Origin of the sequence: Nocardia sp. A7, assembly GCF_046549215.1 — a bacterium.
Classification (GTDB): Bacteria; Actinomycetota; Actinomycetes; order Mycobacteriales; family Mycobacteriaceae; genus Nocardia.
Genome location: NZ_JAJPWE010000002.1, coordinates 430,765 through 452,486, shown reverse-complemented (window position 1 = coordinate 452,486; position 21,722 = coordinate 430,765). Strand labels below are relative to the sequence as shown.

Below are 21,722 nucleotides of genomic sequence, written 5' to 3'. Positions count from 1 at the left end.
GCACCGGTCCGAATGTCGGAGGTCATATGTGTGACCAATCCCCCGGATGAAAGGTGATCTATGGCGACGGGTAAACACAGGGCGCCGAACCTGCAGCGACAGAAGGTAGGTTCGGTCGTCGCTGCCGGAGCGGTACCCCTGGTCATGGCCCTGATCGGCACGGGCACCGCGAATGCCGATCCCGCGCAGGCGGCGGTGACCCAGCCCGAACATCAGGCCGGACCGGAGTTCGACGCGGTGGCGCCCAACGCCACCCCTTACGTGGGCCAGGCGATGCCCGCGAACACCCGCAGCTCGCTGCAGTGGTCGCGGACGGGGCCGGAAATGGATTACCTGTCCCCGGTGGGACCGCTGCACGCACCGACCGCGGTCGCGCCGGTGCCGCCGATCCTGCCGCCGCCGGGTCAGTTCCGCTTCGGTGACCAGCAGGTTCCGGTACCGGACTTCGTGCCGGTGGACACCTCCATCCAGATCAACGACGCCGCGGCCAACACCGAGGCCAACCTGGCGACGTTCCTCGACTCGGTCGGGCTCGAGCGCAGCCGCTCGGACCGGATCGCCTCCGAGACCCTGGGTTCGGCGGCCAGGGGCGCGGCGGTCGGTTCCACCGTGGCGATCCCGTTCGCGATGATGGCCAGCACGGGCGGTGCGTTGGCCGGGCTCGTCGCCGGTCTCCCGTTGTTTCCGGTCGGCTTGGTCGCGGGCCCGATCCTTGGCGGCATGGCCGCGTACATGGCCGTGTCGATCCCCGTCACGATCGTCGGTGCGGGCATCGGTGCGGCGGTGGGTGCGGCGAGCGGTTTCCTCGCGCCGCCGCGTGGCACCACTCCCGAGGCAGCCGAGACGGCAGCCGAGCTCGTCAACGCTTGATCGAATTCCCAGTGGTGGGAGTCGGGCGTTCGCTGCCCGGCTCCCATCGCCAATTCCTCAGCTACCCATGGGCAATCGCGAGTGCGTGGAGTCGGCTACTCGTGCGGGTGGCGAGCGAGCCTCCCGCGGCCAGCGGCAACCGAACCTCGTCGACACCGCCCGACCAGGCAGGGCGGTCATCCGGGTAGACCAGTTCGCTGTCGAGCGCCCGCGGTGCGGTGAGTCGATCGTCGGTCGACGAGCCGACTCCGAGCTCTAGCCGATGCCGGAGCAACGGCACCGCGCCGAGGTCGGCGAGCAGATCACCGCGCCACCCGCCACCGTCTTCGCCGCTGCGGCCCAACTGCACCCGCTCGCGCAGCCGCAGCCGCGCATCGGGCGCCACCTGCACCGTGGTCACCACATGATGGTGTGCGCCGCCTGCCACGATCGTGGGTTCCGGATCGAAATCCAGTTCGGCGCCTTCGCCGATGTCGAAGCGCCAGTGCGCGTTCGACACCAGCGTGTGCGCGGCGGGCAGCGCGATCGTGGCCGCCACCGAACGAATCACCAGCCGCGCGCCGGGGCGCACGACGATGGTGATGTCGAGTTCGTCCCCGCCGAGCGGAGTGGCCGCGGTGCCGATCAGGTGCACAGTGTCGATGCCGGTGTGCCGCCCGGCCAGGCCGCCGACCGCGTCGATGCGGGGCAGTCTGCCCGGTGCGGCGACGATGCTCAGTTCAGTGCGCAACGCCGGTGGCCGCGTCCTGATCGGCGGCGACCCGCAGTTGTTCGCGCACCCACGCCAGAACCGGGGTGGCGGCCGGGTCGTCGGTCAGCGAGACCAGCACGGTGGGGCGGCCGTCGCGAACCTTGGCGGCATCGCCCGCCATCACGGCGAGATCGGCGCCGACCAGCGGAGCGAGGTCGGTCTTGTTCACCACGAGCAGGTCGGAGAACGTGACGCCGGGGCCGCCCTTGCGCGGCACCTTGTCCCCGCCTGCCACGTCGACGACGAAGATCTGTACGTCGATCAGGCCGGAGGAGAAAGTGGCGGTGAGGTTGTCGCCGCCGGACTCCACCAGGATCAGGTCCAGGGGCGGGTTGGCCGCGACGAGGTCGTCGATGGCGTCGAGGTTGGCGGTGATGTCGTCGCGGATGGCGGTGTGCGGGCAGCCTCCGGTCTGCACGGCGGTGATGCGCTCGTCGGGCAGCACGGCGTGGCGGCGCAGGAAGTCCGCGTCCTCGGTGGTGTAGATGTCGTTGGTCAGTACCGCCAGCGACAGTTCCTCGCGCAGTTGCCTGCACAGGGCCGCGACCAGCGCGGTCTTGCCGGAGCCGACCGGGCCACCGATGCCGATGCGCAGCGCTTCTCCGGCCGTGCGGTCGCGCTTGGGCCGGTCGTGGCTGTGGTCGTGCGGTTCACCATCGATCAGATGGGGAGGCATGGGGGCTCCTTCTTCTCAGGATCTTCGGGTCAGGACGCGAACAACGGCATGTCGCGGTGGAGGTGACGTTCGGCGAGTGCGTCCTGCAGTGGATCGGACGTCGCGGCGAGTCCGACGGCCGCCTCGGCGGCGATCCGGTCGCACAGCGGCGCCAGGCGCATGGTGCTCGCGGCGATGGCGGCGGGATCGAGGGCGAGCAGTCGCTGCGCGGCCGTGGCAGCGCCGGTGAGCGTGGTGTAGACGACGACGCCCGCCAGCTGCGCGGCGCTCGCACCACTGGCGGCACCGACCATGCCGAACACCGTCGACAGGTGCGGACGCGGCCCCGCCGCAGCCCAATCATGGTGCGGCCACAGCTGTTTCGCCAACCGCAGCAGACCGCGGCCCTGCGCGCGCGAGGCCGCACGCGCGGCCGGTGATGGTGTCCGGGCGTCGGCTTCGCGTTCAGCACGTTCGGGATCGAGCGTCCCGCCGCACACCGCCGCGGCGAGCGAAGCGGTCACCAGTCCCGAGGTGGCGACCCGGCGCCGCAGATACAGCTCCACGCCGGCGCTGTCGCGCAACAGTCCCGACGACACCGCTTCCTCGACACCGCCGGAATGCACGTGCCCACCGATGGGCAGGCGCGAATCGGCCAGGGCGAGCAATGTCGCCAGTCCCGTCGCACCCTCGTTTCGCATCCGACGATCCTATGCAACCGACCTGGAAGTCGCTCAGCGGGTGGTGCGGGCCGAGCGCCAGGCCAGCACGGCCATCGCGATCAGCAGCAGGGCGCCGCCCGTGGTCGCGAGATGCATACCGCTGACGAAGGATTCGCGGGCCGCGTGGATCAGGCCGTCGTCGCCGGCGGATTGCAGCAGGGTGTCGCCCAGTGTTTCGCCGAAGTCGCCGCCGGAGCGGAACACCAGCGCGGCCACCGAGCCGAGCAGGGCGAGACCGAGCGCGTTACCGAGTTCGAAGCTGGTTTCGGAGATCCCGACCGCCGAACCCGCCCGCTCGGCGGGCACGGCCGACACCGCGACATCCGAGACCAGGGTGAACGAGAAGCCGTATCCGACACCGGCGATCACCGAGCCTGCCACGTACCAGCCGAGGCCGCCGTCGACTCCCACACCCAGCAGCATCAGGTTGCCGATGGCCGACAGCATCAGCGCGAGCGTGAACGTCGCCCGCGTACCGAGCCGCTGCCCGAGTCGCGCGCCGCTCATCGAGCACACGAACACCGCGATCGCCATCGGAATGCCGAGCAGCGCGGCGGCCAGCGGGTCACGGCCGGTCACCGACTGTAGGTAGATGCTGGTCAGGTAGCTCATCGCAGCAAGCGACATCATGCCCGCCATGCTCGCCCCGATGGCCACCCGGAACAGCGGCCTGGTGAACAACGACAGGTCGAGCAGCGGTTGCGCGAGATGACGTTGCCTGCGCACGAACAGCACGAGTAGCACGACGCCGAGGACTGCGATCACCAGCGACACCGCGTCCAGGCCCTCGGCGGCGATGTGTTTGATCCCGTAGATCAACGGCAGAATGCCGCCGATCGACAGCGCCACGCTGGGGAGGTCGATCGGACCGAGAGCGGCGGAGCGGTGCTCGGGCAGCAGGATCGGCCCGAAGATCAGCAGAATCGCCAGCACCGGAATGTTGATCAGGAACACCGAGCCCCACCAGAAGTGGTGCAGCAGGACGCCGCCGATGATCGGCCCGACCGCCGAGCCGCCAGCGAAGAACGCGGTCCAGATGCCGATCGCGGTGGCCCGTTCGCGGGCGCTGGGGAACAGCGTGGAGATCAGGGCCAGGCTCGACGGCAGCAGTGTCGCACCGCCGATGCCCATCAGTACGCGGGCCGCGATGAGGATCGGCGCGCTGGGCGCGAACGCGGCGAGCACCGACGCGACGCCGAAGATGGCGGCGCCGACGAGCAGGATGTTGCGTCGACCGATCCGGTCGCCGAGGTTACCCATGGTGATGAGCAGGCCCGCCAGCATGAACCCGTAGATGTCCAAGATCCAGAGTTGTTGCGAGGCAGTGGGATCCAGGTCGGCCGTCAGCGTCGGCATGGCAAGGAAGAGCACCGAGATGTCCATCGACACCAGCAGCACCGGCAGCAGCAGCACGCCGAGTCCGAGCCATGCGCGGCGTCCACCGGCGACTGCGGTGGGCACCGCCGGTTCCAGCTTCGTCATTGTCCGAACGTCCTTCCAAGGTTTGCGTACACCGTACGCGTGCGATGGGTACAGTGTACGCATGAAGGTTGTATTACGACAGCGAGTCATGGGATGACCGAGACGAAGCTCACCCGCACCGCCATCGTCGACGCCGCGATCACCCTCGCCGACGCCGACGGGCTCGACGCGGTGTCGATGCGTCGCATCGCCGACCGCCTCGAGGTGGGCACCATGTCGCTGTATCGGCACGTGGCGAACAAGGACGAACTCATCGCCGACATGACCGACGAGATCGCCGCCCGGCACCCCTACCCCGACCCGGCCGGTCACGGGTGGACGTGGCGCGACAGGGTGCGCATCGCCGCGGAGATCGATTGGCAGCTCTACCAGCAGCATCCATGGGTGCTGCTCACCTTCGCGGTCCCCCGCTACAGCTTCGGCCCGCAGGGTCTGACGAGCCTGGCCTGGCTGGTGGAAGGCCTGCGCGAACTCGGCGTGACGACCCGCGAGGCCACCACCATGGGATTCTCCGTCTGGAACTACATCTCCGGCGCCAGCTTGCCGGTGGTCGGTGGCGCGCTACTGGCCGAGAAACGCACCGCCACCGACGACGCCAACGGTCTGCGAGACCTCCTCGAGGGCACACCCTCCTTCCCGGTGCCGCCCGCGCTGGCCGACCTCGAAGGCGCCGGCGTGAGCGACCTCACCTCCGAGGAGCTCCTGTTCCTCGGCCTCGAAGCGCTCTGCGACGGTTTCGCCGCGCGGGCCGCCCGGCGAACTGCAGATTCCCCGCCGCGACCGACGTCGTCCGAGTGATACGCAGACCCCGATACTTCAAGATCATCAGGCTCTGGTGGTGGCAATTCGGCGCGATATTCCGCCGCCATGACCTAGTGATCAATCGACCAGATCGATGACCGGTGGGCGAGTCGCCGAATGTCGGGCAACACGGTGACCGTCGGTGGTGAAGACTGGACTCATGACCGACGTGCAGCCGCCCGCCGATCGTCGCCTCGCCGCGCAGGCACTGGCCGCGAACGATCCGACCGGGTGGTTCGAACCGCTCTACGCCGAGGCCGCGGCGGGGACCTCGGTGATTCCGTGGGATCGAGACGTTCCCAATCCCCTGCTTGTCGACTGGCTCCGCACCCGATCTCTACCCCAGGGGACACGGGGTCTGGTGATCGGCTGCGGCTACGGCACCGACGCCGAATTCGTTGCTTCCCAGGGCATTCGAACCACGGCCTTCGACGTCTCCCCCTCCGCGATCCGCGGCGCCCGGGCCCGGTTCCCGCAGTCCCCGGTCACCTACCGGGTCGCCGACCTGCTGAACCCACCACCGACCTGGGTTCACGCCTACGACTTGGTCATCGAATCGATCACCGTCCAATCGCTACCCCTGGACGTTCGCACCGCCGCCGTCACCAACATCCGAAACCTCGTGGCCCCCAACGCGACCCTGCTCGTCATCGCCGACATCAGCACCACCCCCGCCACCACCGGCCCTCCCTGGCCCCTCACCCGCGCCGACATAGACTCCTTCACCACTGCCGATCTGAACCAGATCCGGGTGGAAACCCTCCCCCGTCCCGACACCTCGGGCCTGCACCGCTGGCGAGCCGAATTCCACCGCCCGCCGCACTGACAGGCCGACTCGCGTCGATTCGGTACCTATGACGTGCGCTCTTCGGCCGGACGCCGCCACGCCGGGATGGTCAGGTAGGTCGCCGCGCGGAGCACCCACTCCACCGGGCCGTAGCGGTGACCGCGCAACCACCAGGCGCTGAGTGCGAGCTGGGCGGCGAAGGTGAGCAGGGCGATGCCGATGACAGCCAGGGGTGGGAGGGTGTCGGCCAGGGCGAGGCCGTAGCCGGTGTAGACCAGCATCAGGACGATCGACTGGCCGATGTAGTTGGTGGCGGCCATGCGGCCCGCGGGGGCGAGCAGGGCGGTGGCGCGGCCGAGGCGGACGGATTGCGCGGCCAGCAGGATCGCGGCGACGTAGGCGAACGTCATGGCCGGGTTCACCAGCGTTTGCAGGCCGTGGACCACCGAGGGCGCATGCCACCACTTCATCGACTCGGCGAAGGTCATCGCCGAGATCGGTAGGCCGAAGCCGAAGCCTAGCGCCAGCGCGCGAAAGGACAAGCGGCGCAGCGCATCCGGGTTCGCGAACAGGTTGCGTTTGCCCGCCGCCATGCCGATCAAAAACATCGCCAGGCTCGGCACGCCCTGGCCGAACCAGATCAGCAGCAGGAAGACCGGCGCGAGGGCGGTCTGCGCGGCGAAGGTCGAGGCGAAGTCCGCGGTGTAGTCGGCGGATATCGCGGGCAGGTCGACGAACTCACCGAAGGCGAGAACTCCGTAGCCACCCGGCACCGGCAGGAAACTCCATACCGACCAGGTCGAGTACAGCACAACACCGGTGATCACAGCTGTTCGCGGGCGCAATCTGCGCAGCGCGATGAGCGTCAGGCACAGGAACGCGTACAGGGTGAGAATGTCGCCGATCCACAGCAGGTAGACGTGCACGAGCCCGATCGCCATCAGCGCGGCGCACCGGCGGAGCAACCGCCGTACCGGCGAGACCCCCGCACGCTGCGCCGCCGCGATCTGCAGGGTGAACGAGTACCCGAACAGGAACGCGAAGAGCAGGTAGAAGCGCCCGGTGAACAGCGCGTCGACCGTGGCGCGCACCACCAGGTCGACGGTGCCGTCGAAGCGCAGCACCGGGGCCTCGCGCGTGCCGATCACCGACCACAGCGAGGTCGCCACCACAACATTGGTGATCAGAATTCCGAACAGGGCGAACCCTCGCAGGATGTCGACCTCGCCGATCCGTCCCCCGGATTGCGCTGCGGGCGAGCGAGTTCCGAGCATTTCAGCCATGAATTGAGACTACGCAGGCCACCGGGCCATATTCGTCCACCGCACGGGCTACTTCCACGTCTTACCCGGGTACCCGACAATCAACCCTGCGGCGTATTGACAGACGAGTGGGCGCCGCCGCCACTCGGCGACAGTGCCCTCGCACGTCGCCCTCGACGGGCACGACTTGTGGCGCGCGGCCTCCTGATCAACCCGGGACCCCCGCGGTGCCACAATGGAACGCGGTCATGCTCGGCAGTCACTCGCAACCAGCACGGAGGCGGACATGCAGGCAGTTGTCATCGACGAATTCGGCGAACCGAAGGACGTGCTCACCGCACAGCAGGTGCCGACCCCGGAACCAGGGGCGGGCGAGGTGCGGATCGCGACGTCGCTGTCGCCGATCCACAACCACGATCTGGCGATCATCCGCGGTGTATACGGCTACCGGCCGCCGCTGCCCGCGATCCCCGGAACCGAAGCCGTCGGTGTCGTCGACGCGGTCGGCCCGGGTGTCGACACACTCCAGGTCGGACAACGGGTGGCGATCGCGGGCGTGCGTGGGGCCTGGGCGGATTCCTTCGTCGCCCGCGCCGAGCAAGCGGTGCCGATGCCGGATTCGGTCTCCGACGAGACCGCCTGCCAACTGCTCGCCATGCCGCTCAGCGCGCTCATGCTGCTCGACGATCTGCGGGTACACGCCGGTCAGTGGATCGTGGTGAATGCCGCCAACGGTGCGGTCGGTCGCCTGCTCAACTTGTTCGCGAAGGAACGCGGCGTGCGGGTGCTGAGCCTGGTCCGCGGTCAGTCCTCGGTGCAGGCGCTCGAAGCGCTCGATTACGGTCCCGTGCTCGACACCGAATCGGTGGGCTGGCTCGCCGCGGGCGCCGACATCACCGGCGGCGAACCGATCGTGCGGGCCGTCGACCAGGTCAGCGGCCCCGCCGCGGGCGAGTTGATGGCGTTGCTCGCCCCGCGCGGTGAGCTGATCTCCTTCGGCGCGCTGTCGGGCAAACCGCTGATCATCGACACCGGCGCCGTCATCTTCAAACAGGCTGTGGTGAAGGGGTTCTGGGGCCAGCAGCGTGGTTCGGAGATCGGCCGCGCCGATTATGTCCGGTTGATCACCGAACTCGTCACCCTCGCCGCCGCAGGCACCGTACGCCTCGATGTCCAGGCCGATTTCCCCCTCGACCGAGCCGCCGAGGCCGCCGTGGCGGCCGAAACTCCCGGCCGCAACGCCAAAGTCGTCCTGCGCGCCGGAGCTCGCTGAGCTCTCGGTCGGGCGATGCGCCGTGACGGCACTCGCCCGGCCGCACTCTTTCCAGACTCCCAACAGCAGGCGAAATTTCCGCGATCGGGGTGTTCACGCGTCGCGTCAGCGGGCAGGATTCGCCGCATGACCGCAGTGACGGTCCACCGCTGCCGAGCAGAGGACTGAGCCGATGACCGCACAGGCACCCAATCCCGATTTCGCCCAACTGGTTCCCGCGGCGGTGCTGTCCATGCCCGCCGCCGCCCACCTGGGTTTTCATTTCAGCCGGGTCGAGCCGGGCGATGTCGAGATCGTGCAACCCCGCCGCCTCGAACTGACCCAGCACGACGGCTATTTCCAGGGTGGTGTGCTCGGCTCGCTCGCCGATTTCGCCGCCGGTTCGGCGGCGGGCACCCTGCTGCCCGCGGGCTGGGTGAACATGACCATCGACTACACGGTGAAGATCCTCGCGCCCGCCAAGGGCGCGAACGTGGTTGCTCGCGGCCGGGTGATCAAGCCCGGTTCACTGCTCACGATCGCCGCCGCCGACGTGTTCTCGGTGGACGAATCCGGCGAAACCCTTTGTGCCACAGCGCTGGTGACTATGCGCAACGTTCGTCTCGCCGCGTCCTGAGCACCGAGAGCGTGTGACCTCATGACGATCATGCATGTCGACGGCGTTTCGATCGCCTGCACCGACACCGGCACCCCCGCGGGCAAACCCGACGCCGCCACGGTGGTCTTCGGCCACGGATTGATGTTCGGCGGCTGGATGTTTCGGGCCCAGCTCGAGTCCCTGCAACGCGATTACCGGTGCGTCACCCTGGACTGGCGCGGTCAGGGCAATACCCCGCCCACCGGCGACGGCTATGACATGGACACCCTCACCGCCGACGCGGTCGGGGTGATCCGCGCTCTCGATGTCGGCCCCGTGCACTGGGTCGGGCTGTCCATGGGCGGCTTCGTCGGCCAACGACTCGGCGCCAGGCACGGCGAACTCCTGCGGTCGCTCACCCTTCTCGATACCAGCGCGCACGCCGAGGACCCCACCAAAATCGACGAATACCACCGTCTCGCATGGGCGCTGCGCTGGTTCGGCATCCGCCCCATCGCCGGCCGGGTGGCCGTTCACATGTTCGGGCCCTCCTTCCGGGCTTCCGACACCGGCAAGGCGGTCGTGCGCGAGTGGACGCGTCGCGTGGCCGGGGTCGACCGCGCCGGTCTGCGCGACGCCGTCCGCGGTGTCACCGAACGCGACGCCGTCGACGACGAACTCCCGTCGATCACCGTCCCCACCCAGATCATCGTCGGTGCCGACGACGCGGCCACCCCGCCCCCGCATGCCCGCCACATCGCCTCGCTCATCCCCCACGCGCGGCTGCACACGATCCCCGCGTGCGGCCATTCGAGTTCCCTCGAACAACCACAGGCCGTCACCGAGCTGCTGCGTGGTTTCCTGTCATCGGTCGAGTCGAGCACCTCGCCACACACCACATGAAGTCGGTCCGGCATCGCGAATTCGCCTTCGCTACAAGGTGATCCGAGCCGAGGTCGGCAACGTCGATGCGTACCGCGCCCGGCGCAAGCGTGGGACAGCGGCGACGGACCCGAATATCATCGCGCTCCTGAGCCACATGCTCGGCACCGACCCGCCCGTCCACACCCGCCTGCGCAAGCTCGTGAACAAGGCCTTCACCAGCCGCCGAGTCGCGTTGCTGCGCCCACGGATCGAACAGATCACCGAGTCACTGCTCGATGCGATGAGCGACCGCGACGAGGTCGATCTGATGAGCGATTTCGCCGAACCCCTTCCGGTGACGGTGATCTGCGAGTTACTCGGTGTTCCGTTCGACGATCGCGATGACTTCCAGGCCTGGACAAAACCACGGTGAACCTCATCGGCAACGGCGTCCTCGCCCTGCTCCGCAACCCCGAACAGTGGCGGGCTCTGCGGGCCGACCCGGCCGGCGTGCCCGCCGCGATCGAGGAATTCCTGCGCTTCGACGGCCCCGTCGACATGGCCACCGTCCGCTACACCGCAGAACCGATCACCATGGGCGACACCGAGATTCCCGAAGGCGAAATCGTCTACGTAGCACTGACCGCGGCCAACCGTGACCCAGCCGCTTCCCCGACCCGGACACCCTCGCCACCGACACCCCCGCCACGGGCCACCTCGCCTTCGGCCACGGCATCCACTTCTGCGTCGGCGCACCCCTCGCCCGGCTCGAAGCCGAAATCGCCTTCACCCAACTCCTACACCGCTTCCCCCACCTGACCCTGTCCCCCACCGCCGACCTCCACTGGCAAACCAGCACCCTCATCCGAGGACTACTCGAACTCCCCGTTCGCCTGCACTGAGTTCCTGACGGCACAGGTTCCACTCGGCGCCTGCCCGACCGCAGACAGCGTTGTTCGCGTGTCGACAGTGCCGAGATGATTGGGCCGATCGACGTTCACTATCGCCACGGCGGGTGGACGTTCGCGGGTTCGACACTGGGGGCATGGCACGACTGCAGATCGAAGCGGTGTCGAAGAAGTTCGATGCCGAGTACGCGGTGCGCGAGGTCAGTCTCGATATCGCCGATGGTGAGTTCATGGTGTTGCTGGGGCCGAGTGGCTGCGGCAAATCCACGCTGTTGCGGATGATCGCGGGACTGGAGGAGCCGAGCGCGGGGCGGATTCTTGTCGGCGACGTCGATGTGACGGACGCGGCGCCGCAGCGGCGGGATCTAGCGATGGTGTTCCAGAGCTATGCGCTGTATCCGCATCTTTCGGTGGCGAAGAACATCGGGTTTCCGCTGCGGGCCCGGCGTCGACCGCGGGCGGAGATCGCGCAGCGGGTTGCCGAGGTGTCGGCGACGCTCGAGATCTCGGCGCTGCTCGAGCGGCGGCCGGTCGCGCTGTCCGGTGGACAACGCCAGCGAGTTGCCTTGGCGCGAGCCATGGTTCGTGATCCCGGTGCGTTTCTGATGGACGAGCCGCTGTCAAACCTCGACGCGAAACTGCGCAGCGCGACCCGGGCGGAACTGATCTCGCTGCATCAGCGGCTCGGTGCGACGTTCCTCTACGTGACGCACGATCAGGTCGAAGCGATGACGATGGCGACGCGCATCGCGCTGCTCAACGAAGGCCGCATCGAACAGTGCGGCACCCCGGAGGAGCTCTACGACCACCCGCGCTCGACCTTCGTCGCCGGCTTCCTGGGCTCGCCCCCGATGAACCTGTTTCCCGCCGTCGTCACCGCGAGCGACGGCCACCTGAAGGTGATGGCCGACGGCATCGATGCCGCACTGGACATCGCCGAGGATTCCGGCGACGCCACCGCCGTCGTCGCCGGAATCCGCCCCGAACGCCTGCGCATCGACGACACCTCGACCGATGTCCGGGGCCGGGTGCGGATGGTCGAGAACCTCGGTAGCGAGGAACTCGTGCACCTCGAGTCCGGTCTCTGTGTGCGCGTGGCGCGTCCCGCCGGTGTCCGGGCGGGCGAGGACATCGCCTGCCGCGTGGACCCCGCCGACATCCACCTGTTCGACCCCGATACCGGCCTGCGGCTGACATGGCAAGCCTCCCCGCAACATTCGGAACGCGTTGCCGATGCGGCAGCGATTCCCGTCCCCTGATTTCGGCCCCACCTCGATGAGGAGAACCACCATGAAACGCACACTGCCCGCCCTGGGCGTGGCGCTCACCACTGCCCTCGCCCTCACCGGCTGCGGCCTCGGCACCACCGGGACCACCGACTCCACCTCCACCGCACAGATCCCCGAACTGACTGCCGACCAACAGGTTTCGATCGTCTTCGAGTCCTACAGCTACGGTGTGGCCGGCGCCTGGACCGACACTTTCAACGCCTTGATCGCCGACTTCAGCGCCAAGCACCCCAATATCAAGGTCACCGCGCAGAAGCCGCAGGGCAACAGCCCAAACCCGGCCACCGACACCGTCTCCAGCATCCAGAACCAGATGGTGGCGGGCACCCCGCCCGATGTCGCCCAGCTCGGTTTCTCCGACCTGGACTTCACCATCAACCAGCTCAAGGCCAAGCCGCTGGACCAGCTGGTCGGCACGCAGGCAGTGAAGCAGAACTTCGACGGCGCCCGCCATGCCTACGCCCCGCGCGCCCGCACCCTCGACGACTGGAACGGGCACACCTACGGCGTTCCGTTCGTCTTCTCCACGCCCGTCCTGTACTTGAACGCCTCGCTGTTCACCGAGGCCGGACTCGATCCCGCCAAGCCGCCCACCACGTGGGACGAGGTCACCACCGCCGCGAAGGCGATCGCCGACCGCACCGGTAAGGGCGGCGTCTACATCGACTGCCTGACCAAGACCGCCAAGGACTGGTGTTTCCAGTCGCTGGTGCGTTCCAACGGCGGCCGGGTGATCTCCGAGGATCGCAACAGCCTCACCTACGCTGACGCACCGGCCGTCGAGGTCACCAAGATGGCGCAGAACCTGGTGAACACCGGCAGCATGCCCAAGCTCAATCAGAAGCAGGGTTATGAGGCGTTCGGCCGCGGCGAGATCGGCATGATGCTCGAAACCAGCGCGCTGCAGAGCATTTTCGTCACCGGGTCCAAGGGCAAGTGGGACCTGCGTTCGGCGCCGATGCCCGGTTTCGGCACCAAAGCGCCCGTGCCGACGAATTCCGGTGCGGGCCTGCACATCCTGTCCAACGATCCCGCCAAGCAACGCGCCTCGTGGGAGCTGATCAAGCACCTCACCAGTGAGGATTCCTACAAGAAGATCGCGCAGAACATCGGCTACCTGCCGCTGCGGACCGGCCTGCTCGAGGAAGCGGGCGGCCTGAAGGACTGGGCCGATCAGAACCCGCTGCTGCGCCCGAATGTCGCGCAGCTGGCGAACATGGAGCCGTGGGTTTCCATGCCGGGCAACAACTATCTGCAGATGCGTGACGGCATGATGGACGCCGTCGAAGCCGTCGTGTTCCAGGGCGCCGACCCGCAGTCGACGCTCACCGCCGCCCGCACCGCGGGCACCGAGCTCATGCCGAAGTCATGAGCGAGCTCACGATCGTCCAGATCACCGACACGCACCTGCGGGCCGAGGGCGAACTGCTCCACGGCGTCGACACCGCGGCCAACCTCACCACGGTGCTCGCCCGGCTGCGGGAATTCGGGCGGCGTATCGACGTGCTGATCTTCTCCGGTGATCTCAGCGACAACGGATCACCCGAGGCCTACCGGCGATTGCGGGCCGCCGTGGAGCCGGTCGCGGCCGACCTCGGCGCCGAAATCGTGTACGCCATGGGCAATCACGACGAGCGCACCGCCTTCGGCATCGAATTGCTCGGCCGCGACACCGTGGACCCGGCTCTCCCGCACGACCAGGTCGTCGAGATCGCGGGGGTGCGCATCATCGTGCTGGACAGCACTACTCCGCACCAGCACGACGGCAAGCTCGAGCCCGAGCAACTGGCTTGGCTGGCAGAACTGCTGCGCACCCCGGCCCCGCACGGCACCGTGCTGGTGGTGCACCATCCGCCGCTGCGCTCCCCGCTGGCGACCCTCGACTTCCTCCGGCTCAAGGACGCCGAACAGCTGGCCGAGGTCGTGGCGGGCACCGATGTCCGGATGATTCTGTGCGGACACAACCATCTCACCGGTGCCTCGGCGCTGGCCGGGATTCCGGTCTGGATCGGTCCCGCGATGGCGTATCGGGTGGACGCGATGGCACCGGCGGGCAGACACCGCGGGTTCGTGGGTTTCGGGTTCAGCCGCATCGACGTGCTCGAGTCGACGGTGCTGGCCACCGCGATCGACGCCGCTCCCGCCGACAAGGTCTACGACCGGCCGGAGCAGGAGATGCTCGACCAGATCGCCGCGATCGTCGCCGCCCGGGCGGCGGTGCGGTAGATGTTCGTCATCGATGCACCGGCTCCGCCGATACCCCCGGTCGCGGCGAAGCCGGTGCGCCGGCGCCTCACCCGCCGCCGCGTGGCACGGTTCGTCGCGCCGTACCTGTACCTGAGTCCGGCGCTGTTCCTGCTGGTGGTGTGGACCTATCAACCGCTGGTACAGGCCTTGCAACTGTCCACCTATTCGTGGAATCTGCTGCCGACCGCGCCGATGACACCGGTCGGGTCCGCGAATTACGAACGGCTGCTGGATCTGCCGGCGTTCTGGGGCGCCCTCGGCCGCACCGGGACGCTGATTCTGGGTCTGTTGCCGTTCACGGTGGTGCTGCCGGTCGTCATCGCGATGGCGAGCAGGCGGGTCACCGGTCGGGCGCGCACGGTCTATCAGGCACTGGTGTTCGCGCCGTTCCTGGTCGCGCCGGTCGCGGCGGCGGCGGTGTGGCGCTGGTTGCTGCATCCGGGCACGGGCTTCCTCGCCCAGGTGACCGGTTCCGACCGCAACTGGGTGTACGAGACCGAGACGGCGCAGGGCGTGATCATCGCGATCACCGCCTGGCACCTGATCGGATTCGCGGTGCTCGTGGTGTGGGCGGGTCTGGCCGGCATCAGCGGCGATTACGACGAAGCGGCCAGAGTCGACGGCGCCTCGCCCGGTCAGATCCGGCGCTGGATCACGCTGCCACTGCTCTCACCCACCGTGTTGTTCCTGGTTCTCACAACCGTGTTGCTCAGTCCCACACTGACTTTCCCGCTCATCGACTCGATGACCCAGGGCGGCCCCGCGCAGGCGACCACCAATATCTACTACCTGCTCTGGGACTACGCCTTCCACAGTTTCGACGCCGGACTGAGCGCCGCGGCCGGTGTGCTGCTGTTCGTCGGTTTCGGCCTGGTGGCCGCACTGTTGGTCTGGATCTCGGAAAAGGTTGCCGTCCATGATGATTGAACGACTGCGCGGGCTCGGCAGCCATCTGCTGCTCGCGGCGACGGCGCTGGTGTGCGTGTTCCCGATCTACTGGCTGTTCGCGACATCGCTGCGCCGACCCGAAGACGTCACCTCGCTCTCACCGATCCCGTGGCCGCTGTCGACGGCCAACTACCTCGACGCGGCGCAGAAGGTCGACATCGCCGGGCTGATCGCGAACACGTTCTTCGTCGCGGTGCTCTCGGCGGCCGGGCAGCTGCTCATCGCGTTGCTGGCGTCCTACGCGTTCGCCATCTACACGTTCCCGCTGCAGAACCTGCTGTATCTGGCGTTCGTCGGGGTGTGGCTGGTGCCGTTCCAGGTGACGATGCTGCCCAACTACATCCTGCTCAACCAGCTCGGCCTGATCAACACCCTGATCGGCGTCGTGCTGCCGACGCTGTGCTCGGCGCTGGCGGTGCTGCTGTTGCGCCAGCACATGTCGGCGTTCCCGAAAGAGCTCATCGCCGCCGCGAAGATCGACGGACGCTCGTCGTGGTCAATCCTGTGGACGGTGGTGGTACCGAATCTGCGGCCCGCCCTCGCCGCGCTCGGCATCCTGCTGTTCATCAACGCATGGAACGAATACTTCTGGCCCGCGGTCGTGCTGCGGCAGTCCAATGCGGTGCTCCAGCTCGGGCTGCGCAGTTTCATGGGCACCGAAGGCGATCAGTGGGGGCCGATGATGGCGCTGGCCGGGCTCGCCTGCCTGCCGGTGCTGCTGCTGTATCTGGTGCTGCAACGCCACATCGTCAATGCGTTCGTGCGGTCGGGATTGAAATGAACGACGACCTCAGGCCGTCAGAACCTGGTCGTCGGCCAGGGCAGGTGCCGTGGACGCGAGGCACTCCAGAAACATCGCCACCGCCGGATTCTGTTCGTCGGCCCGCCACACCACGTGCAGATCCAGCGTCGGAACCGGATCGACCAGTTTCACCGCCACCGGTTCGGTGTCGGAGGAGCCCATACCCGCCGACACCGCCCGTGGCAGCGAAGCGAACCCGACCACCGGGCGCACCGAGACAATGTGGGCGGTAGCACCCGGGTCGTCGGCGATGTGGGTGATGTTGAGCGAGATCCGGGTCTGCGCGGCCGATCGCAGGATCGTGTCGTACATCGCCGGGCACTGATCGCGGGCGAACAGCACGCAGTCCTGATCGCGCAGTTCGGCGAACGGCACGTGCGAACGATGCGCCCAGCGATGCTGGCGGCCCACCACCGCGACCAGCGGAATCCGGTGCAGCAGGCGGCGATACCGGAAATCGGCGGTGCTGGGGTGGCCGTACACCATGGCCAGATCGAGGGATCCGTCGGCCAGGGCGGCCAGTTGCGGCCCGGTTCGCTTCTCCCACAACGACACCGAGACGCCGGGGTGGCGGTCGGTGAGCTGGGCCAGCGCGTCGGGCAGGATGTGTTTGCTGGCAGGCAGGTTGTAGCCGATGTTCAGGCTGCCCGCGCGACCGGCGGCGGTCGCCCTCGCCGCCTCGGCCGCCCGGTCGAGCTGGGCGATGATCTGGCGGGCCTGCAGTTCGAACTCCCGGCCAGCCGGGGTCAGGCGCACCTCGTGCGACGTGCGCGCGACCAGCTGCACCTCCAGCGACTTCTCCAGCTTCTGCAACTGGGCGCTCAGGCTCGGCTGGGTCAGGTGCAAGCGCTGCGCCGCACGGCCGAAATGTAGCTCCTCGGCGAGCGTGACGAACGAGACGAGATGACGGAATTCCATGATGGCGGCTCCCTGAAGTCGAACACTCCCACGCTAGCGGCAGCGAACAACCCCGCGATGAATCCCGCACGCCCGGCAATGGCTGTCCGCATTGCCGGGCGATGAAGATCAGGAATTCGGACCGTTCACCACTGCGTAGGCGAATCCGTCCCAACCTTTGGCGCCGACTGTTTGGACGACGGTGGCGTCGATGCTCGGTTCGGCGGCGAGCAGTTCGATCAGATCGCGGCTGGCTCGGGCGTTCGGGTCCTCGGTCTGCTCGTCGGCCACCGCGCCCGCGCGCACCACGTTGTCGACGATGATCACCGAACCCGGGTGGGTCAGGCGCAGCGCCCACTGCACGTAGTTGGAGTTGTTGACCTTGTCGGCATCGATGAAGACGAGGTCGAACGGTTCGGTCAGATCCTCGGCGACGCCGGGCAGCGTGTCGAGGGCAGCGCCGACGAGGATCTCGACCCGCTCCCCCACGCCGGCGCGGTCGAGGTTCTCGCGCGCGACCTTGGCGTGGCGTGGTTCGAATTCGAGGGTGACGACGAGGCCGCCGTCGCCGACCGCGCGCGCCAGCCATTCGGTGCTGTAGCCGCCGAGGGTGCCGATCTCGAGCACCCGGCGCGCCTTCGCGGTGCGGGCCAACAGGTTCAGCAGTTTGCCCTGGGGTGGGGAGACGTCGATGGCGGGCAAGCCCGCGTCGGCGTTGGCGGCGAGTGCGGGTACGCCCTCCTCGCCCACGAGGGTGTTGACGATATAGCTGTCGACATCGGCCCAATCGTTGGTCGTCATAGTCGCAGTCTGCCACCGAGCACCGGCTTGCGCGTCGAGCCGGTTCAGAACAGGAAGTAGCGCTGGGCCATCGGGAGTTCGGTCGCCGGTTCCTCGGCCCAGACCTCGCCGTCGATGCGGACGGTGAAGGTGTCGGGGTCCACTTCGATGCGGGGCATGGCGTCGTTGTGTGGCATGTCGGCCTTGGTGACCCGGCGCGCGTTCTTGACCGGCACCAGCTTTCGGCGCACGTTCAAGCGGTTCGCGAGGCCGTCGTCGATGGCCTGTTCGGAGACGAAGTGCAGCGAGGTGGCCGCGGCGGCGGGGGCGGCGGCGCCGAACATCGGGCGCGGGAGGACCGGCTGGGGGGTCGGGATGGAGGCGTTGGCGTCGCCCATCGCGGCCCAGGCGATCATGCCGCCCTTGAGGACCGCGTGCGGGCGGACACCGAAGAACGCGGGCTCCCACAGCACCAGGTCGGCGAGTTTACCGACCTCGACCGACCCGATCTCGTCGTCGAGTCCGTGCGAAACCGCCGGGCAGATGGTGTATTTCGCGATGTAGCGCTGCACCCGGGCGTTGTCGGCCGCGCCGTCGCCGGGCAGGGCACCACGGCGGCGTTTCATCACGTGCGCGGTCTGCCAGGTGCGCATCACCACTTCACCGATGCGCCCCATCGCCTGGGAGTCCGAGCCGATCATGGAGATGGCGCCCAGGTCGTGCAGGAGGTCTTCGGCGGCGATGGTGGACGGGCGGATCCGCGATTCGGCGAAGGCCAGGTCTTCGGGGATCGACGGGCTCAGGTGGTGGCAGACCATGAGCATGTCGAGGTGCTCGTCGAGGGTGTTGACGGTGTGCGGCCGGGTGGGGTTGGTGGAACTGGGCAGCACGTTGAGATGTGAAGCGACAGTGATGATGTCGGGTGCGTGGCCGCCGCCCGCACCCTCGGTGTGGTAGGCGTGGATGCCGCGGCCCGCGATGGCGGCGAGGGTGTCCTCGACGAAGCCTGCCTCGTTCAGGGTGTCCGAGTGCAGGGCCACCTGCACGCCCGCCGCGTCGGCGACGGTGAGGCAGGCATCGATCGCGGCCGGGGTGGAGCCCCAGTCCTCGTGCAGCTTGAAACCCGATGCGCCGCCGCGCAATTGCTCCCACATCGATTCCTGGCTGACCGTGTTGCCCTTGCCGAGCAGCACGATGTTCATCGGCCAGTGGTCGAGGGCTTCCAGCATCCGCGCCAGATGCCAGGAACCAGGGGTGACGGTGGTGGCCTTGGAACCCTCGGCCGGGCCGGTGCCACCGCCGATGAGGGTGGTGATGCCGCCGCCGAGTGCCTCGTCCATCAGCTGCGGGCAGATGAAGTGGACGTGGCAGTCGATGGCGCCGGCCGTGAGAATGCGGCCGTTACCCGCGATGATCTCGGTCGATGGACCGACCACCAGATCCCGGTGCACACCCGACATGGTGTCGGGATTGCCTGCCTTGCCGATGCCGCAGATGCGGCCGTCGCGGATGCCGACGTCGGCCTTGATGATGCCCCAGTGGTCGACGATGACGACGCCGGTGATCACGGTGTCAGGGGCGCCGTCGGCGCGGGTGGCCCGCGACTGACCCATCGACTCGCGCAGTACCTTGCCGCCGCCGAACACCGCTTCCTCACCGGCGAGTCCCGGTCCGCCACTGCGATCTTCGGTGATCTCGATGAACAGATCGGTGTCGGCCAGGCGAATTCGGTCGCCGGTGGTCGGACCGAACAGTTCGGCGTAGCGGGCGCGGCTCAGTTCGGTCATCGACTCTCTTCCGGACGTCGCGGTGAATTGTCGGCATCCAGCCGCCCCGGCGGGTTCATGCTGATGCCGTGGACCTCGCGGGTGCCACCGAGCGGAACCAGCGAGATCCGCTGTGGCAGACCGGGTTCGAAACGAACGGCGGTGCCTGCCGGAATATCGAGCCGGTGCCCGTACGCGGCCTCGCGGTCGAACTCCAGTGCGGCGTTGGATTGCGGGAAGTGCACGTGGCTGCCGACCTGCACCGGGCGGTCACCGGTATTGACCACATCCAGCTCGACGCGCACCGCGCCCGCGTTCAGTTCGATCGTGCCCTCGGCACAGAGATATTCACCGGGAATCATGGGTCGCGCCTATCCGATCGGGTGGTGCACGGTGACGAGCTTGGTTCCGTCGGGAAACGTCGCCTCGACCTGCACGTCGTGAATCATCTCGGGCACCCCGTCCATCACATCCTCACGGGTGAGCACCGACCGCCCCGACGACATCAGCTCTGCCACGGTCCGCCCGTCCCGCGCGCCTTCGAGCACATGATCGGTGATCAACGCGATCGACTCGGGATGGTTCAGCTTCAGCCCCCGCGCCTGCCTGCGGCGCGCCAACTCGGCCGCATAACTCAGCAGCAAGCGTTCCTGCTCATGCGGCGACAGGCGCATTCGTTCTCTCCTCGGCGGGTCGTGGTCGGTGAGCGATATTCTGGCACGTCCCGCGCACCCGTGGCGACCGCCGGCACCGCGACCGGGGACGACCCGGAACCGGTTAACGAGATGTTAACGAAGAGCCCGATCGCGTCGATAGGAAACACTCGAGCAACGGCGGCGTAGCGCGCTGCTATAGCGGATCGATGCGGATTCGCGGGCGCCGTCGCCTGCGAATATCGCTGGAGCTCACCGACAATCGACCCGTACTGTCGGCCCATGACCGAATGGACCGGCCTGCTCAATGTGGTCGACGTGGAAGCCACCTGCTGGGTCGGCGACCCGCCTGCGGGGCAGACCAACGAGATCATCGAGATCGGCGTCACCGTTGTCGATCTCGCCGCCCGAACCAGGGTGAGCAAGCACGGGATCATCGTGCGCCCGACCCGGTCCACGGTGAGCGATTTCTGCACCGAACTCACCACCCTCACCCAGGAGCAGGTCGACCAGGGAGTCGACTTCGGCGAGGGGTGCCGCCTGCTGGCGAACGAGTTCGCGGCGGGCGAGCGCCCGTGGGCGAGTTGGGGCGACTACGACCGCAAACAGTTCCGCACTCAGTGCGCGGCAACCGGCGTGGAGTATCCGTTCGGCCCCACGCACACCAATGCCAAACAGGTCTTCGCCGAGTCCTACGACCTGCGCCGCCGACCAGGCATGGACCGCGCCCTCGAGATCGCCGACATCCCCCTCGAAGGCACACATCACCGCGGTGACGACGACGCGTGGAACATCGGCGCACTGGTCGTCGATGTGCTCGGTCGCGGCGGTTGGCGGTTCACTACGGTCGACTGACGGGGAATTCCGCCCTGTCAGGGAATGCGTCACCGACGGGGAATCCCGGCGTGACCCTTAGCCTCGTCGAACCTCGCCTGCGCGGTGGTATCAGGCGGCGAGGTTCTGGAGGCGGACCTGGCCGCGGGCGACGGTGCGGCCTTCCGCGTCGGCGATCACGACGACCCAGAGTTGCTGGCTGCGGCCGCGGTGGATGGGGGTGGCCTCGGCGGTGAGCAGGCCTTCGCGGACGGCGCGGAGGAAGTCGGTGTTGTTGTTGACGCCGACCACCTGGCCGCGCTCACCGAACCAGACGCCGGCGCCGACGCTGGCGAGAGTTTCGATGACGGTGCAGTACACGCCGCCGTTCTGGATACCCGCGGGCTGGAACAGCTGGGGACGGACGTCCCATTCGCCGCGCACCCGGTCGGGGGTGACCTCGGTGAAGCGCAGGCCGATGAGGTCGGTGAAGGTGCCCACGCTGGCCTTGTTCATCAACTCGGGGGTGAGGTCGGCCATTGACAGATTGCTCATACCGTCCGGTTTACACCATC

24 protein-coding genes and 1 pseudogene are annotated in these 21,722 nt (G+C 68.0%); 14 read left to right on the top strand and 11 right to left on the bottom strand.

Annotation, left to right across the window (positions count from 1 at the left end; all coding sequences use genetic code 11):
- The first annotated feature begins 60 nt into the window (after positions 1-60).
- On the top strand, positions 61-870 hold the full coding sequence (locus ACLJPD_RS13545; RefSeq protein WP_410872430.1) for a hypothetical protein: 810 nt from the start codon (positions 61-63) through the stop codon (positions 868-870).
- Positions 871-931: 61 nt separating this feature from the next.
- Here ACLJPD_RS13545 and ACLJPD_RS13540 read toward each other — a convergent pair whose 3' ends face one another.
- The 4 genes from ACLJPD_RS13540 to ACLJPD_RS13525 are packed head-to-tail and all read right to left on the bottom strand — an operon-like array spanning position 932 to position 4,480.
- A complete protein-coding gene (locus ACLJPD_RS13540; RefSeq protein ID WP_410872429.1) occupies positions 932-1,600 on the bottom strand; it encodes an urease accessory protein UreD in 669 nt (222 codons plus the stop codon).
- On the bottom strand, positions 1,590-2,297 hold the full coding sequence (gene ureG, locus ACLJPD_RS13535; RefSeq protein WP_410872428.1) for an urease accessory protein UreG: 708 nt from the start codon (positions 2,295-2,297) through the stop codon (positions 1,590-1,592). Before ureG ends, ACLJPD_RS13540 begins: the two co-directional genes overlap by 11 nt.
- A 29-nt stretch (positions 2,298-2,326) precedes the next feature.
- Positions 2,327-2,977, bottom strand: a complete 651-nt coding sequence (locus ACLJPD_RS13530) for an urease accessory protein UreF (RefSeq protein WP_410872427.1) — start codon at positions 2,975-2,977, stop codon at positions 2,327-2,329.
- A gap of 33 nt (positions 2,978-3,010) precedes the next feature.
- A complete protein-coding gene (locus tag ACLJPD_RS13525) occupies positions 3,011-4,480 on the bottom strand; it encodes an MFS transporter (RefSeq protein WP_410872426.1) in 1,470 nt (489 codons plus the stop codon).
- Positions 4,481-4,573: 93 nt separating this feature from the next.
- On the opposite strand from ACLJPD_RS13525, the gene ACLJPD_RS13520 reads away from it, so the two are divergent.
- Both ACLJPD_RS13520 and ACLJPD_RS13515 read left to right on the top strand, forming a co-directional pair.
- Complete coding sequence (locus ACLJPD_RS13520; RefSeq protein WP_410872425.1) at positions 4,574-5,278, top strand: TetR/AcrR family transcriptional regulator; 705 nt, start codon at positions 4,574-4,576, stop codon at positions 5,276-5,278.
- Positions 5,279-5,441: 163 nt separating this feature from the next.
- Positions 5,442-6,107 carry a class I SAM-dependent methyltransferase gene (locus ACLJPD_RS13515; RefSeq protein WP_410872424.1) on the top strand — a complete coding sequence of 222 codons (666 nt, stop codon included), beginning with the start codon at positions 5,442-5,444 and terminating at the stop codon, positions 6,105-6,107.
- 26 nt (positions 6,108-6,133) lie between these two features.
- Here the strand turns inward: ACLJPD_RS13515 and ACLJPD_RS13510 are convergent, their stop codons facing one another.
- The gene (locus ACLJPD_RS13510; protein WP_410872423.1) at positions 6,134-7,351 is read right to left on the bottom strand and encodes a DUF418 domain-containing protein; all 1,218 of its coding nucleotides are present in this window, start codon (positions 7,349-7,351) and stop codon (positions 6,134-6,136) included.
- Positions 7,352-7,616: 265 nt separating this feature from the next.
- On the opposite strand from ACLJPD_RS13510, the gene ACLJPD_RS13505 reads away from it, so the two are divergent.
- The 10 genes and pseudogenes from ACLJPD_RS13505 to ACLJPD_RS13460 all read left to right on the top strand — a co-directional run bounded on the left by ACLJPD_RS13505 (position 7,617) and on the right by ACLJPD_RS13460 (position 16,217).
- The gene (locus ACLJPD_RS13505; RefSeq protein WP_410872422.1) at positions 7,617-8,603 is read left to right on the top strand and encodes a zinc-binding dehydrogenase; all 987 of its coding nucleotides are present in this window, start codon (positions 7,617-7,619) and stop codon (positions 8,601-8,603) included.
- Between the two features lie 172 nt (positions 8,604-8,775).
- Positions 8,776-9,219, top strand: a complete 444-nt coding sequence (locus ACLJPD_RS13500) for a PaaI family thioesterase (RefSeq protein WP_410872421.1) — start codon at positions 8,776-8,778, stop codon at positions 9,217-9,219.
- 21 nt (positions 9,220-9,240) lie between these two features.
- The gene (locus ACLJPD_RS13495; protein WP_410872420.1) at positions 9,241-10,083 is read left to right on the top strand and encodes an alpha/beta fold hydrolase; all 843 of its coding nucleotides are present in this window, start codon (positions 9,241-9,243) and stop codon (positions 10,081-10,083) included.
- A 37-nt stretch (positions 10,084-10,120) separates the two neighbouring features.
- On the top strand, positions 10,121-10,477 hold the full coding sequence (locus ACLJPD_RS13490; protein WP_410872419.1) for a hypothetical protein: 357 nt from the start codon (positions 10,121-10,123) through the stop codon (positions 10,475-10,477).
- A gap of 125 nt (positions 10,478-10,602) precedes the next feature.
- A pseudogene (locus tag ACLJPD_RS13485) lies at positions 10,603-10,946 on the top strand (cytochrome P450).
- Between the two features lie 143 nt (positions 10,947-11,089).
- Positions 11,090-12,211 carry an ABC transporter ATP-binding protein gene (locus ACLJPD_RS13480; RefSeq protein WP_410872418.1) on the top strand — a complete coding sequence of 374 codons (1,122 nt, stop codon included), beginning with the start codon at positions 11,090-11,092 and terminating at the stop codon, positions 12,209-12,211.
- Between the two features lie 31 nt (positions 12,212-12,242).
- A complete protein-coding gene (locus tag ACLJPD_RS13475) occupies positions 12,243-13,613 on the top strand; it encodes an ABC transporter substrate-binding protein (RefSeq protein WP_410872417.1) in 1,371 nt (456 codons plus the stop codon).
- Positions 13,610-14,467: a metallophosphoesterase gene (locus tag ACLJPD_RS13470; protein ID WP_410872416.1), complete on the top strand. Its 858-nt coding sequence runs from the start codon at positions 13,610-13,612 to the stop codon at positions 14,465-14,467. Before ACLJPD_RS13475 ends, ACLJPD_RS13470 begins: the two co-directional genes overlap by 4 nt.
- Positions 14,468-15,415 carry a carbohydrate ABC transporter permease gene (locus ACLJPD_RS13465; protein ID WP_410872415.1) on the top strand — a complete coding sequence of 316 codons (948 nt, stop codon included), beginning with the start codon at positions 14,468-14,470 and terminating at the stop codon, positions 15,413-15,415.
- On the top strand, positions 15,405-16,217 hold the full coding sequence (locus tag ACLJPD_RS13460; RefSeq protein WP_410872414.1) for a carbohydrate ABC transporter permease: 813 nt from the start codon (positions 15,405-15,407) through the stop codon (positions 16,215-16,217). The genes ACLJPD_RS13465 and ACLJPD_RS13460 overlap by 11 nt, the downstream gene beginning before the upstream one ends.
- A gap of 9 nt (positions 16,218-16,226) precedes the next feature.
- On the opposite strand, the gene ACLJPD_RS13455 is transcribed toward ACLJPD_RS13460, so the two are convergent.
- The 5 genes from ACLJPD_RS13455 to ACLJPD_RS13435 form a co-directional block, all read right to left on the bottom strand.
- Positions 16,227-17,156: a LysR family transcriptional regulator gene (locus tag ACLJPD_RS13455; protein ID WP_410872413.1), complete on the bottom strand. Its 930-nt coding sequence runs from the start codon at positions 17,154-17,156 to the stop codon at positions 16,227-16,229.
- A 108-nt stretch (positions 17,157-17,264) separates the two neighbouring features.
- A complete protein-coding gene (locus ACLJPD_RS13450) occupies positions 17,265-17,936 on the bottom strand; it encodes an O-methyltransferase (RefSeq protein ID WP_410872412.1) in 672 nt (223 codons plus the stop codon).
- 44 nt (positions 17,937-17,980) lie between these two features.
- The gene (locus tag ACLJPD_RS13445) at positions 17,981-19,702 is read right to left on the bottom strand and encodes an urease subunit alpha (protein ID WP_410872411.1); all 1,722 of its coding nucleotides are present in this window, start codon (positions 19,700-19,702) and stop codon (positions 17,981-17,983) included.
- Complete coding sequence (locus ACLJPD_RS13440; RefSeq protein ID WP_410872410.1) at positions 19,699-20,043, bottom strand: urease subunit beta; 345 nt, start codon at positions 20,041-20,043, stop codon at positions 19,699-19,701. Before ACLJPD_RS13440 ends, ACLJPD_RS13445 begins: the two co-directional genes overlap by 4 nt.
- Positions 20,044-20,052: 9 nt before the next feature.
- Positions 20,053-20,355, bottom strand: coding sequence for an urease subunit gamma (locus ACLJPD_RS13435; protein WP_379230827.1), 303 nt, complete (start codon positions 20,353-20,355; stop codon positions 20,053-20,055).
- A 261-nt stretch (positions 20,356-20,616) separates the two neighbouring features.
- Here ACLJPD_RS13435 and ACLJPD_RS13430 point away from each other — a divergent pair, with 261 nt between their 5' ends.
- Positions 20,617-21,189, top strand: a complete 573-nt coding sequence (locus tag ACLJPD_RS13430) for an exonuclease domain-containing protein (protein ID WP_410872409.1) — start codon at positions 20,617-20,619, stop codon at positions 21,187-21,189.
- 90 nt (positions 21,190-21,279) lie between these two features.
- Here the strand turns inward: ACLJPD_RS13430 and ACLJPD_RS13425 are convergent, their stop codons facing one another.
- Complete coding sequence (locus ACLJPD_RS13425) at positions 21,280-21,702, bottom strand: PaaI family thioesterase (protein WP_410872408.1); 423 nt, start codon at positions 21,700-21,702, stop codon at positions 21,280-21,282.
- Between the last annotated feature and the right edge of the window lie 20 nt (positions 21,703-21,722).